A 542-nucleotide genomic window follows, 5' to 3' on the forward strand; every position below is an offset into this window, starting at 1 on the left:
TTGTTCCCGGCTTGATTATGATGGCGGTGATCACAAACTCATATGCTAATGTCTCCTCTTCATTTTTTGGCGCTAAATTCCAACGTAGTATTGAAGAATTATTAGTATCGCCAGTACCGACCCATGTTGTTATTGCCGGATTTGTGGGTGGTGGTGTCGCCCGTGGTATTTGTGTTGGGATATTGGTCACTCTGGTTTCACTATTTTTTGTACCACTAGAGATACACTCTTGGACAATGGTTGTGGTGACATTATTAATGACCTCGATTGTTTTTTCTCTCGCAGGATTGTTGAATGCCATATTTGCGAAAACCTTTGATGATATTAGTATTATTCCCACCTTTGTTTTAACGCCATTAACTTATTTAGGTGGTGTGTTTTATTCACTCTCCTTATTACCAGCATTTTGGCAAGGTGTTTCTAAATTAAACCCGATTGTTTATATGATAAGCGGTTTCCGTTATGGTTTTTTAGGGATCACTGATGTGTCATTAACGGTGACAATCACGGTACTATGCCTGTTTATTGCCGTGTTTTATATC

1 protein-coding gene is annotated in these 542 nt (G+C 38.9%); it reads left to right on the forward strand.

Annotated features, from left to right (window positions below; all coding sequences use genetic code 11):
- The coding region (locus tag IE142_RS40345) for an ABC transporter permease (protein WP_191889516.1) at window positions 1-542 on the forward strand (542 nt) is incomplete at both ends.

It is taken from the genome of Streptomyces mutabilis, from assembly GCF_014649815.1.
In the GTDB taxonomy this organism is placed as follows: Bacteria; Actinomycetota; Actinomycetes; order Streptomycetales; family Streptomycetaceae; genus Streptomyces; species Streptomyces mutabilis.